Here is a 13,250-nt window from a genome sequence, read left to right as displayed (position 1 = left end):
GTTGCGCACCCTGGCCTGGCTCGGCGAGTTCGGCATCGCCGAGCCAGGCCAGGGTGCGCAACAGCACGCTCATGCGCACGTCCAGGCGTTTGCACACGCGCGCCAGTGCCATCCCCTCCGGCGCCTCGGCCAGCAGTTGCAGCAGACGCGTGGTCAGCAGCGGATCAGCGGACAAGCGCCACACCGATGTCACGCGGCGCCGTCGCACCGGCCTCGGCCAGATGTGCGGTGACCACCACCGGAATCGACTTGGAAGTCGGGGTGCGCGCCTCGTCGGCGAAGCTGGACAGGGGCACCAGCGCATTGGTCTCCGGATAGTAGGCGGCCAGGCAGCCGCGCGGGATGTTGTACTCGACCAACATGAAGCGCTTGGCCTGGCGCGGCACACCATCCTCGCAGAGGCTGTGCAGGTCCACCCAGTCGCCGGCGCGCATGCCCAGGTCGGCGATGTCGGCCGCGTGGATGAACAACACCCGGCGCTCGCCGAACACGCCGCGGTAGCGGTCGTCCAGGCCGTAGATGGTGGTGTTGTACTGGTCGTGCGAGCGCGTGGTGGCCAGGGTGAACACCAGTTCGCCCGGATGCTGCCGGCGCGCGCGGTGGATCGGGTTGTCGGTGGGCACCGCATGCACCTTGAAGACGGCGCGGCCTTCGGGCGTGTCCCACACGCGGTCGCGCGCGCCATTGGATAGGCGGAAGCCGCCCGGGACCCGCACCCGCGCGTTGAAGTCGGCGAAGTCGTCGAACATCTGCCCGATCAGGTCGCGGATGCGGTCGTAGTCGGCCACCAGCCAGCGCCAGCGTATTGCGCTGCGCGTGCCGAGCGTGGCCTCGGCGAGTCCCGCCACGATCGCCGGCTCGGACAGCAGCTGCGGCGAGGCCGGCGGATTGATGCCGCCGGACAGGTGCACCATGCTCATCGAATCCTCGACGCTCACGTGCTGCGGCCCGCCCTCCTGGATGTCGATTTCGGTGCGGCCCAGGCACGGCAGGATCAGCGCGTCGCGGCCGTGCACCAGGTGGCTGCGGTTGAGCTTGGTGGTGACGTGCACGGTCAGCTCGCAGCGGCGCAGCGCGCGGTGGGTGGCCTCGGTGTCGGGCGTGGCGGTGGCGAAATTGCCGCCCATGGCGAAGAACACCTTGGCGCGGCCGTCGGCCATCGCCTCGATCGCGCCGACGGTGTCGTAGCCGGGCGCGCGCGGCGGGGCGAAGCCGAACACCGTCTGCAGCCGATCCAGGAACGCCTCTGGCGGCTTCTCGTAGATCATCATGGTGCGGTCGCCCTGCACGTTGCTGTGCCCGCGCACCGGGCACGCACCGGCGCCGGGGCGACCGAGATGGCCGCGCAGCAGCAGCAGGTTGGCGATCATCTGGATGGTCGCCACCGAATGCTTGTGCTGGGTGATGCCCATGCCCCAGCAGGCGATCAGCCGCTCGGCCTTGAGGTAGATCTCGCCGGCCTTGCGCAGTTCGGCCTCGCTCAGCCCCGATTCCTCGACGATGGTGTCCCACGGTTCGGCCGCGACCTCGGCGGCAAAGGCCTCGAAGCCGACGGTATGGTCGGCGATGAACGCCAGGTCCAGCAGCCGCGGCTGACCGCCGCTGGCTGCTTCGGCGTCGCGCTCCAGCACGTGCTTGATGATGCCCTTCACCGCTGCCAGGTCGCCGCCGATCTTGAGCTGGAAGTAGTCCGAGGAGATGCGCGTGGAGCCGTTGTGCAGCATCTGCAGCTTGTCCTGCGGATCGGCGAACTTCTCCAGGCCGCGTTCGCGCAGCGGGTTGAACGAAACGATGGCCGCGCCGCGCTTGGCCGCCTGGCGCAGTTCGCCGAGCATGCGCGGATGGTTGGTGCCGGGGTTCTGGCCGAAGATGAAGATCGCATCGGCCAGCTCGAAATCCTGCAGCGAGACGGTGCCCTTGCCCACCCCGATCTGCGCCTTGAGCGCAGTGCCGGACGGCTCGTGGCACATGTTGGAGCAGTCCGGGAAGTTGTTGGTGCCGAACTCGCGCACGAACAGCTGGTACAGGAACGCCGCTTCGTTGCTGGTGCGGCCGGAGGTGTAGAAGATCGCTTCGTCCGGCGAGGCCAGGCCATTGAGATGCTCGGCGATCAGCGCGAACGCCGCGTCCCAGTCGATCGGCACGTAGTGATCGGTGTCGGCGTCGTAGCGTAGCGGCTGGGTCAGCCGGCCCTGCCCTTCCAGCCAGTAGTCGCTGTAGCGCGCCAGTTGCGCGACGCTGTGCTGGGCGAACAGCTCCGGGGTGGCGCGGCGTGCGGTGGATTCGGCGGCCACCGCCTTGGCGCCGTTCTCGCAGAATTCGAAGGTCGAGGTGTGGTCGCGGTCGGGCCAGGCGCAGCCAGGGCAGTCGAAGCCGTCGGGCTGATTGGCGTGCAGCAGGGTCTTGGCGCCCTGCACCGCCACGTCCTGCTCCATCAGGTGCTTGGCCACGGCGCGCAAGGCGCCCCAACCGCCGGCCGGTTGCGTGTATGGCTGGATGGTCTTCTTGCTCATGCGGGCTCTCCGGCGGGTTCGGTCTGCGCTAGGCGCTGCGGATGGCTGTAGACGACGTAATCGTGATCGCGGGCGAAGCCGATCAGGGTGAGGCCGGCGCTGTCGGCGAGCGCGATGGCCAGTGCGGTGGGTGCGGAAATGGCGGCCAGCAGCGGGATGCCGGCCTGGGTGGCCTTCATCGCCATCTCGTAACTGGCGCGACTGGTGACCACGGCGAAGCCGGCGCCCGGTTCGAGGCGGGCGCCGGCCAATGCCCCGATCAGCTTGTCCAGCGCGTTGTGGCGGCCGACGTCCTCGCGGATCAGCTGCAACTCGCCCTGCGCATCGGCCCAGGCTGCGGCATGGGTGGCGCCGGTGAGCGCGTTGAGCGTCTGCTGCGCGCGCAGCGCGCGCAAGGCATGGGCCAGCGCCGCAGCGGCGATCGGCGCGCCGGCCGACACCGGCCGCGGCGTGCGCAGCACCGCCTCCAGCGACTCGCTGCCGCACACGCCGCAGCCGCTGCGCCCGTCGAGATTGCGGCGTCGCGCCTGCAACGCCGCAGCCTGTGCCGACGGAATCCGCAGGCGCAACGACACGCCTTCCAAGTAGGTTTCCACGGCCTCGATGCGCAACTGCGCCGGCGTCTCGACGATGCCCTCGCTGAGCGAGAAGCCCAGCGCGAAATCCTCCAGATCCTCCGGCGTGGCCATCATCACCACGAACGGGGTGTCGTTGTAGGCGAACGCCACCGGCACCTCGGCGGCCACCAGGTCCTGGGCGATGGCCGTGCGCCCGTCGCGATGGCGGCGCACGCCGCGGGCGACCGCGCCTGGCCTGGATGACGCACCCGCGTGCATGACGACCCTCCGACTCAGTGGAACAGCACGAACGCTTTCTGCAGGGTGACCCAGATGCCCCACAGCATCGGCACCCCGACCGCCAGCCAGGCCAGCGCCAGCAGCAGCGGATTGCCGCCGCGGCCGACCAGCGCCAGCTGCGCCGCGTTGGGCGCCGCCTGGCCGCTGCTGCCGACCCGCTCGTGGGCCAGCTGCTTCTCCGCGGCCAGCTCCTGCGGGGTCATGAAGTGCCTGGCCGCCACCGGCCGTACCAGCAGGTTGCAGATCAGGCCCAGCACCAGCATCCCGGCCAGGATGTACATGGTGGTGTTGTACACCTGTGACGGTGGCACGCCCATGCCCAGCTGGTACTCGCGCATGTAGCCGACCACCACCGGGCCGAGGATGCCGGCGGTGGCCCAGGCGGTCAGCAGGCGGCCGTGGATGGCGCCGACCATCTGCGTGCCGAACAGGTCGGCCAGGTACGCCGGAATGGTGGCGAAGCCGCCGCCGTACATCGACACGATCACGCAGAAGATGCCGACGAACAGCGCACTGCCGCCGACCTTGCCGGCCCACGGCGCGGCCGCGTACAGCGCGATGCCGAGCACGAAGAACAGCGAGTAGGTGTGCTTGCGGCCGAGCTTGTCGGACATGCTGGCCCAGAAGAAGCGCCCGCCGATGTTGAACAGGCTGAGCAGGCCGGTGAAGCCGGCGGCGATGGCGGCGATGGCGGCCAGTTGCGTGGTGTCCAGGCTCGCGAAGCCGGCGTTCACCCCGATCAGGCGGCCGCCGAACACCTCCTGCAGCATCGGCGAGGCCATGCCGATCACGCCGATACCGGCGGACACGTTCAGGCACAGCACGCCCCACAACAGCCAGAACTGCGGGATGCCCCAGACCTTGCGCACGTGCACGTGGTGGGCGGTGATCATGGCGTTGGCGCTGGCGGTCGGCGCGCTCCAGCCGACCGGCGTCCAGCCGCTCGGCGGCACCCGATAGCCGAACGCGCCGGCCATCATGAACACGAAATACAGCCCGGCCATCACCAGGAAGGTTTCCTTCACGCCCACCGAGTCGGGGCCGGCGAAATGCCGCATCAGCGCGTCGGCCAGCGGGCTGCCGATCATCGCGCCGCCGCCGAAGCCCATGATCGCCATGCCGGTGGCCATGCCGCGGCGGTCCGGGAACCACTTGATCAGTGTCGACACCGGCGAGATGTAGCCCAGCCCCAGGCCGATGCCGCCGATCACGCCCGAGCCAAGCCACAGCAGCCAGATCTGGTGCAGGTGGATGCCCAGCGCCGAGATCACCAGCCCGCCGCACCAGCACAGCGCCGCGACCACGCCAGCCTTGCGCGGGCCGGCGCGTTCCAGCCAGCCGCCCCACAGCGCCGCCGAGCAGCCCAGCAACACGAAGAACAGCGTGTACATCCACTGCAGTTCGCTGATTTTCCAGTCGCAACTGGCCGAGACGATGCGCGCCAGGAAGCCCATGTCGGCCGGGCAGGCCACCGCCTCGGTGATGCCGAGTGCCTTGGACAGCGGCAGCCAGAACACGCTGAAGCCGTAGGCCATGCCGATGCACAGGTGGATCGCCAATGCCGCCGGCGGCACCAGCCAGCGGTTGAAGCCCGGCCCGGCAACGATGCGTTCCTTCGAGAGCAGGCCGGCGCGATCGGTCGGCGCGGAACCGGCAACGCGGTGCAAGTCGTTCATCTGGTATCCCCTCGGATGCGTCGGCGCCCTGGGTGCGGATGACGTGCCGGCGGCCTCTGCACGATGCCGCCTGCGAACGGCCCGCCGACGCGCGACCGCACGCGCCGAGCGTAGTACAAAACGCGCAGTGGTGCCGCGCCATCCGCCGGAAGTGTGCGGCACGCCAGTCCTTGTGCAGTGCACGATGGCCAGACGCGGCGCGACCGATCTGCCCGTGCCCGCCGCGCCGGCGCAGGCGCGATTCCGCCGTTGCGTGCCGGTCGGTTAGGCTTGCGCCCCCCTCGCCTGCGAAATGGTCCCATGCCCGTCCCCTACCGCTTCGGCCTCGCCGCCAGTCTTTTGCTCGGCAGCCACCTCGCCCATGCCGCCGCGCTGCCCACCAACGTGCTGCAGCAGGTGCCGGCCGGCTACCAGCCGCTGGCGCAGCTGCAGGCCGATCTCGATGGCGACGGCCGTGCCGACTACCTGGTCGCGCTGCAGCAGCGTGGCGAGGCGCAGCGCGATCCGGCGCCGGCGCGGCCACTGCTGATCTTCGTGCAGCAGGGCGACGGCCATTACCGGCTGGCGGCGCGCAACGACCGGGTGATCCTCAAGCGCGACGAGGGCGGCCAGTGCGACCCGTTCACCGACAGCGACGAACCATTCGCCGCCAAGGGCCGCTATTTCACCGTGCAGAACGGGGTCTCCTGCGGCCAGCACTGGACCGACTTCATCACCTTCCGCTACGACCCGCAGCGCAAGCAGTGGTTGTTCCACAAGCGCATCCAGCAACGCTGGGAACTCAACCCGAATCCATCGCCCGACGCCGAAGCGCTGGTCAAGGATGGCGACCAGGTGCAGTCGGCCGATCCGAAGCATCCGGTGGCCTTCGCCGATTACGTCCCGCGCTGAGGCGGCAACGCACCGCAGGGCGACGCGGCATGGTCGCCGATGCACGCGACCTGCCCGGGTGCTGTGCAACGCGCCGGTCGCGGTGCCCAGCCAATGCCACGTCCGAATGCGGCCAGCGCCGGATCGCCGCGACCGGCACCCTGCACGCTCCATCCGTTCCCGGAGCGCCCATGGCCAGCTTCCGTTGTGTCGGCCTGCCGGCCGCGCCATTCGCGCCGTTGTTCGATCTCGACGACGCGCAGTTGCAGGCGCGTCACGCGCGGCGTCTGCGCGCCGACAGCGCGCTCGGCTATCCGTGCCGGATCAGCCTGGAGGACGCGCAGCCCGGCGAGGAACTGCTGTTGCTGCACTACCTGCACCAGCCCGCGCAGACGCCGTACCGCGCCGCCGGACCGATCTACGTGCGCCGCCACGTCGCCACTGCCGCACCGGCACCGGGCGAAGTACCCGATGCCATCGTGCGCCGCCTGATCTCGCTGCGCGGCTACGACGCCGGCGACATGCTGATCGCCGCCGACGTGCAGCCGGGCGAGCGCATCGCCACCGCGATCGCCTGCGCCTTCGCCGATCCGCAGGTGCGCTACCTGCATCTGCATCATGCGCGGCAGGGCTGTTTTGCGTGCCGGGTGGAGAGGGAGCCGGGAGTGGGGATTCGGGATTGGGGATAATTGGCTGTACCGCGATCTGGAACGCCGCCGTTGCCGTCGTAGGAGCGGCTTCAGCCGCGACGGGCCTTCCCGGGAAAGCCCGTCGCGGCTGAAGCCGCTCCTACGACATCCGCGCCCGCAGCTGCGCTTTTCACCAATCCCCAATCCCGACTCCCCAATCCCCGCTACTCACCCAGATTGATCCAGGTCGCCTTCATCTCCGTGTACTTGTCGAAGGCGTGCAGCGACTTGTCGCGGCCGTTGCCCGATTGCTTGTAGCCGCCGAACGGGGCGGTCATGTCGCCGCCGTCCCAGTAGTTCACCCACACGCTGCCGGCGCGCAGCTTGCGCGCCACCCGGTGCGCGCGGCCGATGTCGCGGGTCCACACGCCCGCCGCCAGGCCGTAGTCGCTGTCGTTGGCCATGCGCAGGGCGTGCGCCTCGTCGTCGAAGGCGATCACCGACAGCACCGGGCCGAAGATCTCCTCGCGGGCGATGGTGTGCTCGTGGCCGACCTCGTCGAAGATGGTCGGCTCCACGTAGCAGCCGCCAGGCACCACCTCCACGCGCTTGCCGCCGAGCAGCAGGCGCGCGCCTTCGGCGTTGCCGCGGGCGATGTAGTCGAGCACGCGGTGTGTCTGGGTCTCGTCGACCAGCGCGCCCATCGCCGCGTCGTCGTCGAACGGGTGCCGCGGCTGCAGCGCACGCCCGGCCGCGACCACGCGTTCGACGAAGCTGTCCTTGATCGAGCGCTGCACCAGCAGACGCGAGGCGGCGGTGCAGACCTCGCCCTGGTTGTAGAAGATCGCCGCGGCCGCCGCCTGTGCCGCCTGCTCCAGGTCCGGCGCATCGGCGAACACCAGGTTCGGGCTCTTGCCGCCGCATTCCATGTACGCGCGTTTCATGTTCGACAGCCCGGCGCACTGCAGCAGCCGCCGACCGACCGCGGTGGACCCGGTAAACACCAGCCCGTCCACGTCCATGTGCAGCGCCAGCGGTTCGCCCGCGCCCTTGCCGAAGCCGGGCACCACGTTGAACACACCGTCGGGAAGGCCCGCCTCGGCGACCAGCTCGGCCAGGCGCAGCGCACTCAGCGGCGATTTTTCCGAGGGTTTGAGCACCACCGAATTGCCCGCGGCCAACGCCGGGGCGATCTTCCACGCCGCCATCAGCAGCGGGAAATTCCACGGCACGATCGCGCCGACCACGCCCAGCGGCTCGCGGGTGATCAGGCCCAGTTCGTCCTGCCCGGTCGGCGCCACTTCGCCGTACAGCTTGTCCACGGCCTCGGCGGTCCAGGACAGGCAGCGCACCGTCGCCGCCACATCGACCCGGCGCGCATCGCGCACCGGCTTGCCCATGTCCAGCGACTCCAGCAAGGCCAGTTCGTCGGCATGGCGTTCGACCAGGTGGGCCAGCGCCAGCAGACTCTTCTTGCGCTGCGCCGGCTTGGCCTGCGACCAGTGCCCGGCCTCGAAGCTGCGCCGCGCCGCGGCCACCGCGCGGTCGATGTCGGCGGCCTCGCCCTCGGCCACGCAGCCCAGCAGGCGGCCGTCGATCGGGCTGATGCAGTCGAAGGTCTTGCCGCTGGCGGCGTCGACGTAGCGGCCGTCGATGAAGGCCTGGGTCCGCGGACGCAGCGTGTCGGCCATCGCCTGCCAGGCGTCGCGGGTGCGGGGTGCGGTCATCGGGAACTCCTGCTGCGGCGGAAGGATCGGAACGGGGCGGCAACCAGCGGCGGCGCCATGCGCATGCGGCTCAGAACGTGGCCGGCGTATTGGCGCTGACCAGCACCGCGGTCTCGCGGCCGACGTTGCGGAACCGGTGCGGCACCCGGCTTTCGAAATAGTAGCCCTCGCCCGCGCGCAGCACCCGCACCTGGCTGCCGACGGTGATCTCCACCTCGCCGGCCACCACCACCCCGCCCTCTTCGCCGTCGTGCACCAGCATCGCGCTGCCGGTGTCGCTGCCGGGCGGCATCACCTCGCGCAGGATGCACATCTGCCGCTGCGGGCGATGCCGGCCGACCAGGTAGTAGTGGATGCCGTCGCTGCCGACGTCGGGCAGTTCGTCGGCGCGGTAGAACGGCGCATCGGCCTCGCCCGGGTCCAGGTCCTGGGTGAAGAACTCGGCCAGCGAGATCGGGATGCCGTCCAGCACCTTCTTCAGCGAACTCACCGATGGGCTGACCTTGTTCTGCTCGATCAGCGAGATGGTGCTGTTGGTCACGCCCACCCGCTTGGCCAACTCGCGCTGGCTCAGGCCATGGGCAGTGCGAACCCGGTGCAGGCGGGCGCCGATATCCATCGCGGTGGGAAACGCCGGTGGCGGTGTTACGGGATACTTTACACACCCGCCCCAAGCGGTCAATTTCGCGCCGCGCGCCCGTGTTGCGGCGCAGCCAGGAAATGCCCGTAATACTCATGCAAACTGCGCCACGCCGAGTCACACCCGGCGCATCGGCTTGGTGTAAAGTTTTTTCAACATCCCTCGCGTGGAGCCTGCGATGCGCCCTCAGCCGCCCCTCTCGTCCCAGGCGCTGTCCGACCACTACGCCGCGCAGGCCACCCGCGAACCGGACACGCTGGACGCGTTCTGGATGCCGTTCACCGCCAACCGCCAGTTCAAGGCGCGGCCGCGGCTGCTGGCCTCGGCCGAGGGCATGCACTACCGCAGCGTGGACGGGCGCCAGATCCTCGATGGCACCGCCGGCCTGTGGTGCTGCAACGCCGGTCACGCGCGGCCGCGCATCGTCGAGGCGGTGGCGCAGCAGATCGCCACGCTGGATTTCGCGCCGACCTTCCAGATGGGGTCGCCGCTGCCGTTCGTGCTCGCCGAACGCCTGGTGGAACTGTCGCCGCCGGGACTGGACCACGTGTTCTACACCAACTCCGGCTCCGAGTCGGTGGACACCGCGCTGAAGATCGCGCTGGCCTACCACCGCGCCCGCGGCGAGGGCCAGCGCACCCGCTTCATCGGCCGCGAGAAGGGCTACCACGGGGTCGGCTTCGGCGGCATCTCGGTGGGCGGCCTGCCGAACAACCGCAAGGGGTTCGGCCCGCTGCTGCCGGGCGTGGACCATCTTCGGCACACCCTGGACCTGGAGCGCAACGCGTTCTCGCGCGGGCTGCCGACGCATGGCGCGGAACTGGCCGAGGACCTGGAACGGCTGGTGACGCTGCACGACGCCTCCACCATCGCCGCGGTGATCATCGAACCGATCTCCGGCTCGGCCGGGGTGGTGCTGCCGCCGCACGGTTACCTGCAGCGCATCCGCGAATTGTGCGACAGGCACGGCATCCTGCTGATCTTCGACGAGGTCATCACCGGCTACGGCCGCGTCGGCCACGCCTTCGCCGCGCAGCGCTTCGGGGTGACCCCGGACATGATCACCACCGCCAAGGGGCTGACCAATGGCTGCGTGCCGATGGGCGCGGTGTTCGTCTCCCACGCCATCCACGAGGCGTTCGCGCACGGCCCGGCCAACGCCATCGACCTGTTCCACGGCTACACCTACTCCGGCCATCCGCTGGCCTGCGCTGCCGCGCTGGCGACGCTGGACACCTATGCCGAGGAACAGTTGTTCGACAAGGCGATCGAGCTGGGCCCGGTGTGGGAAGAGGCGATCCACGCGCTGCGCGATCTGCCGCACGTCATCGACATCCGCAACTTCGGCCTGATCGGCGCGATCGACCTGGCGCCGCGCAAGGGCGCGCCCGGTGCGCGCGCCTACGAGATCTTCGAGCGCTGCTTCCACGAAGGCGACCTGCTGATCCGCGTCACCGGCGACACCATCGCGCTGTCGCCGCCGCTGATCGTGGAGCCCACGCACATCGAGCGCATCTTCGCGGTGCTGGCGGACATGATCCGCAGCACGCCCTGATCCCCCCTCACCCAACCCACCGCCCGCGCTCCCCACGCGCTGCGTCTGCCTGGAGAACCGCTCATGCTGGTCGGCGTTCCGAAAGAGATCAAGAATCACGAATACCGGATCGGACTGACCCCGTCCGGGGTCCGCGAACTGGTGCTGCACGGCCACCAGGTGCTGGTGCAGCGCGGCGGCGGCCAGGCCATCGGCCTGACCGATGCCGAGTACGAGCGCGCCGGCGCGCGGATCGCCGAGGATGCGGCCAGTGTGTTCGCGCAGGCCGAGATGATCGTCAAGGTCAAGGAACCGCAGCCGGAGGAATGCGCGCTGCTGCGCCCCGGGCAGTTGCTGTTCACCTATCTGCACCTGGCGCCGGATCCACAGCAGGCCGCGGCGCTGCAGCGCTCCGGCTGCACCGCCATCGCCTACGAGACCGTCACCGACGGCCACGGCGGCCTGCCGCTGCTGGCGCCGATGAGCGAGGTCGCCGGGCGCATGGCGATCCAGGCCGGCGCGCATGCGCTGGAGAAGGCGCAGGGCGGCTCGGGTGTTTTGCTTGGCGGCGTGCCCGGGGTCAAGCCGGCGCAGGTGCTGGTGATCGGCGGCGGCGTGGTCGGCATCAACGCCGCGCGCATGGCGATGGGCCTGCATGCGCGGGTGACCGTGCTGGACCGATCGCTGGAGCGGCTCAAGTACCTGGACGAACTCTACGGCCAGCAACTGACCACGCTGTACTCCACCCGCGATGCGATCGAGCAGTGCCTGCCGCACACCGACCTGGTGATCGGTGCGGTGCTAATCCCCGGCGCCGCCGCGCCCAAGCTGGTGTCGCGCGCACAACTGGCGCTGCTGCGGCCCGGCTCGGTGCTGGTGGACGTGGCGATCGACCAGGGCGGCTGCTTCGAGACCAGCCACCCGACCACGCACCAGCAGCCGACCTACGAGGTCGACGGCATCGTCCACTACTGCGTGGCCAACATGCCCGGCGGCGTGGCCCGCACCTCCACCTTCGCCCTGACCAACGCCACCCTGCCGTTCGTGCTGCTGCTGGCCGAACACGGGCTGCAGGCGCTGCGCGACGACCAGGACCTGCGCAACGGCCTCAACGTGCACGCCGGCAAGCTCACCCATCGCGCGGTGGCGCAGGCGCTGGGCCAGGACTTCGTGCGGCCGCTGGACGCGCTGGGCTGACGCTGTCCATCCGAGGATCGAGCACCATGCGCGACACCCTGTCCCACTACATCGACGGCCACCACGTCGCCTTCCGCGGCGACGAACATGCCGAGGTCTTCGACCCGGCCACAGGCGCCGTCCAGCGCCACGTGCCGCTGGGCGCCGCGCATGCAGTGGAGATGGCGGTGCGCGCCGCCAGTGCAGCCTTCCCCGGCTGGGCGGCAACACCGCCGCTGCAGCGCGCGCGGGTGCTGTTCCGCTTCCGCGAGCTGCTGGAACGCCATGCCGACGACCTGGCCCGCTGCATCAGCGCCGAGCACGGCAAGACCGTGACCGATGCGCGCGGCGAGGTGGTGCGCGGCATGGAGGTGGTGGAGTTCGCCTGCGGCATCCCGCACCTGCTCAAGGGCGAGCATTCGCACGACGTCGGCCGCGGCGTGGACGCCTGGAGCGAATACGCGCCGCTGGGGGTGGTGGCCGGCGTCACTCCGTTCAACTTCCCGGCGATGGTGCCGCTGTGGATGCTGCCGGTGGCATTGGCCTGCGGCAACAGCTTCGTGCTCAAGCCCTCCGAACACGCGCCCTCGGCGTCGCTGCTGCTGGCCGAATGGCTGCACGAGGCCGGGTTGCCGGCCGGCGTGTGCAACGTGGTGCACGGCGCCAAGCCGGCGGTGGACGCGCTGCTGGCGCACCCGCAGGTGCAGGCGCTGAGCTTCGTCGGCTCCACCGCGGTGGCCGCCGACCTGTACGCACGCGGCAGTGCGCTGGGCAAGCGCGTGCAGGCGCTGGGCGGGGCCAAGAATCACCTGGTGGTGCTGCCCGACGCCGACCTGGACGATGTCGCCGACGCCCTGCTCGGCGCCGGCTATGGCTCGGCCGGCGAACGCTGCATGGCGATCTCGGTGGCGGTGTGCGTGGGCGACGCGCTGGCCGATGCGCTGGTGGCCAGACTGGCCCCGCGCGTGGCCGCGCTGCGCCTGGGCGCGGGCCAGGCCGACGCCGGCCACGACGAGCCGGACATGGGCCCGCTGGTCAGCGCCGCGCACCGCGAGCGCGTGCTCGGCTACATCCACAGCGGCGTGGCCGAGGGCGCGCGCCTGGTGGTCGACGGCCGCCCGGCACGGGCGTCCGACCACCCGGACGGCTTCTTCCTCGGCGGCAGCTTGTTCGACCACGTGCGCAGCGACATGCGCATCTACCGCGAGGAGATCTTCGGCCCGGTGCTGTGCGTGGTGCGGGTGGCCGATGCCGCCGCCGCGCTGCGCCTGATCGCCGAGCACGACTACGGCAATGGCGCGGCGGTGTTCACCCGCGATGGCGGCGCCGCGCGCGCGTTCGCGCGGCAGGTGCAGGCCGGCATGGTCGGCATCAACGTGCCGATCCCGGTGCCGATGGCCTTCCACAGCTTCGGCGGCTGGAAGCGCTCGCTGTTCGGGCCGCTGCATGTGCACGGCCCTGACGGCGTGCGCTTCTACACCCGGCTCAAGACCGTCACCGCGCGCTGGCCCGAGGCCGCGGGCGGCGCCGAGTTCGCGATGCCGACGATGCGATAGAGGGCTGGGAATGGGGAATCGGGAATCGGGAATCGAAAAGCGCCGTCTCGTGCACATCAGGCGACGATGCAG

Annotated in this window: 10 protein-coding genes; 5 read left to right on the top strand and 5 right to left on the bottom strand. The window is 70.3% G+C overall.

All coding sequences use genetic code 11. The features are described from left to right. Positions 1 to 164: 164 nt before the first annotated feature. From ACP93_RS17030 to ACP93_RS17020, 3 genes are read right to left on the bottom strand one after another with little or no spacing between them, the layout of a single operon-like run. A complete protein-coding gene (locus ACP93_RS17030) occupies positions 165 to 2,513 on the bottom strand; it encodes an FdhF/YdeP family oxidoreductase (protein ID WP_048491852.1) in 2,349 nt (782 codons plus the stop codon). Next, positions 2,510 to 3,349 (bottom strand): formate dehydrogenase accessory sulfurtransferase FdhD, encoded by an 840-nt coding sequence (fdhD, locus tag ACP93_RS17025; protein WP_048491851.1) that lies wholly within the window; start codon positions 3,347 to 3,349, stop codon positions 2,510 to 2,512. Before fdhD ends, ACP93_RS17030 begins: the two co-directional genes overlap by 4 nt. Before the next feature lie 14 nt (positions 3,350 to 3,363). After that, on the bottom strand, positions 3,364 to 5,046 hold the full coding sequence (locus ACP93_RS17020) for an OFA family MFS transporter (RefSeq protein ID WP_048491850.1): 1,683 nt from the start codon (positions 5,044 to 5,046) through the stop codon (positions 3,364 to 3,366). A 300-nt stretch (positions 5,047 to 5,346) separates the two neighbouring features. Between ACP93_RS17020 and ACP93_RS17015 the strand changes: the two genes are divergently transcribed. Both ACP93_RS17015 and ACP93_RS17010 read left to right on the top strand, forming a co-directional pair. Further along, on the top strand, positions 5,347 to 5,937 hold the full coding sequence (locus tag ACP93_RS17015; protein ID WP_048491849.1) for a hypothetical protein: 591 nt from the start codon (positions 5,347 to 5,349) through the stop codon (positions 5,935 to 5,937). 170 nt (positions 5,938 to 6,107) lie between these two features. Continuing rightward, a complete protein-coding gene (locus ACP93_RS17010) occupies positions 6,108 to 6,605 on the top strand; it encodes a DUF1203 domain-containing protein (RefSeq protein WP_048491848.1) in 498 nt (165 codons plus the stop codon). Between the two features lie 164 nt (positions 6,606 to 6,769). On the opposite strand, the gene ACP93_RS17005 is transcribed toward ACP93_RS17010, so the two are convergent. Further along, a complete protein-coding gene (locus tag ACP93_RS17005) occupies positions 6,770 to 8,272 on the bottom strand; it encodes an aldehyde dehydrogenase (RefSeq protein WP_048491847.1) in 1,503 nt (500 codons plus the stop codon). Positions 8,273 to 8,342: 70 nt separating this feature from the next. Next, positions 8,343 to 8,891: a cupin domain-containing protein gene (locus tag ACP93_RS17000; RefSeq protein ID WP_017909934.1), complete on the bottom strand. Its 549-nt coding sequence runs from the start codon at positions 8,889 to 8,891 to the stop codon at positions 8,343 to 8,345. A 199-nt stretch (positions 8,892 to 9,090) separates the two neighbouring features. Here ACP93_RS17000 and ACP93_RS16995 point away from each other — a divergent pair, with 199 nt between their 5' ends. The 3 genes from ACP93_RS16995 to ACP93_RS16985 all read left to right on the top strand — a co-directional run bounded on the left by ACP93_RS16995 (position 9,091) and on the right by ACP93_RS16985 (position 13,178). Next, positions 9,091 to 10,467 carry an omega-aminotransferase AptA gene (locus ACP93_RS16995; RefSeq protein WP_048491846.1) on the top strand — a complete coding sequence of 459 codons (1,377 nt, stop codon included), beginning with the start codon at positions 9,091 to 9,093 and terminating at the stop codon, positions 10,465 to 10,467. 63 nt (positions 10,468 to 10,530) lie between these two features. Beyond that, positions 10,531 to 11,643 carry an alanine dehydrogenase gene (gene ald, locus ACP93_RS16990; RefSeq protein ID WP_048491845.1) on the top strand — a complete coding sequence of 371 codons (1,113 nt, stop codon included), beginning with the start codon at positions 10,531 to 10,533 and terminating at the stop codon, positions 11,641 to 11,643. Between the two features lie 26 nt (positions 11,644 to 11,669). Then, a complete protein-coding gene (locus ACP93_RS16985) occupies positions 11,670 to 13,178 on the top strand; it encodes a CoA-acylating methylmalonate-semialdehyde dehydrogenase (RefSeq protein WP_048491844.1) in 1,509 nt (502 codons plus the stop codon). Positions 13,179 to 13,250 lie beyond the last annotated feature (72 nt).

Origin of the sequence: Xanthomonas sp. NCPPB 1128 (genome assembly GCF_001043115.1) — a bacterium.
Lineage (GTDB): Bacteria > Pseudomonadota > Gammaproteobacteria > Xanthomonadales > Xanthomonadaceae > Xanthomonas_A.
The sequence above is the reverse complement of the archived record's forward strand: the minus strand, read 5'-3'. Positions and strand labels throughout refer to the sequence as shown.

Excerpts from the sequence above, each read along its gene's own strand:
- ald (WP_048491845.1), top strand. The coding sequence starts at position 10,531 with ATGCTGGTCGGCGTTCCGAAAGAGATCAAGAATCACGAATACCGGATC.
- ACP93_RS17005 (WP_048491847.1), bottom strand. The coding sequence starts at position 8,272 with ATGACCGCACCCCGCACCCGCGACGCCTGGCAGGCGATGGCCGACACG.
- ACP93_RS17030 (WP_048491852.1), bottom strand. The coding sequence starts at position 2,513 with ATGAGCAAGAAGACCATCCAGCCATACACGCAACCGGCCGGCGGTTGG.
- ACP93_RS17015 (WP_048491849.1), top strand. The coding sequence starts at position 5,347 with ATGCCCGTCCCCTACCGCTTCGGCCTCGCCGCCAGTCTTTTGCTCGGC.
- fdhD (WP_048491851.1), bottom strand. The coding sequence starts at position 3,349 with ATGCACGCGGGTGCGTCATCCAGGCCAGGCGCGGTCGCCCGCGGCGTG.
- ACP93_RS17020 (WP_048491850.1), bottom strand. The coding sequence starts at position 5,046 with ATGAACGACTTGCACCGCGTTGCCGGTTCCGCGCCGACCGATCGCGCC.
- ACP93_RS16995 (WP_048491846.1), top strand. The coding sequence starts at position 9,091 with ATGCGCCCTCAGCCGCCCCTCTCGTCCCAGGCGCTGTCCGACCACTAC.
- ACP93_RS17000 (WP_017909934.1), bottom strand. The coding sequence starts at position 8,891 with ATGGATATCGGCGCCCGCCTGCACCGGGTTCGCACTGCCCATGGCCTG.
- ACP93_RS16985 (WP_048491844.1), top strand. The coding sequence starts at position 11,670 with ATGCGCGACACCCTGTCCCACTACATCGACGGCCACCACGTCGCCTTC.
- ACP93_RS17010 (WP_048491848.1), top strand. The coding sequence starts at position 6,108 with ATGGCCAGCTTCCGTTGTGTCGGCCTGCCGGCCGCGCCATTCGCGCCG.